The 311-nt window shown below is 78.5% G+C and carries 1 pseudogene; it reads left to right on the top strand.

Annotated features, from left to right (window positions below):
• A pseudogene (locus STRTUCAR8_RS52170) lies at positions 1-280 on the top strand (hypothetical protein); the annotation flags it as partial.
• Positions 281-311: the final 31 nt, after the last annotated feature.

Raw genomic sequence — 311 nt, 5'->3', positions numbered from 1 at the left:
GACGTGGAAGATCGTCGGCGGCAACGGCGCGGGCAAGCACAAGGTGTTCCAGGTCGACTGCCCGATCGGCACCCCGACCCCGACCCCGACCCCGCCCGGCGGCCCGGGTGGGCCCGGTGGAGGCCCCGGCGGCCCGCACGGCGGGGTGCCCGCGGGCGGTGGCGGTGTCGCCCGGGCGGAGGCCTTCTCGCCGGTCGCCGGTGCGGCTGCCGTGGGCCTGATCGTGGTCGGCGGAGTGGTCTACCTCCGGACGCGCCGACGCGCCGATGGAGCGGCGTAACGACGTCCGTCGGCCCAGGCCCTGGCGCCGG

It is taken from the genome of Streptomyces turgidiscabies Car8, from assembly GCF_000331005.1.
Taxonomy (GTDB): Bacteria; Actinomycetota; Actinomycetes; order Streptomycetales; family Streptomycetaceae; genus Streptomyces; species Streptomyces turgidiscabies.
Note: the sequence above shows the minus strand (reverse complement) of the source record. Positions and strands in the feature narration are given on the sequence as shown.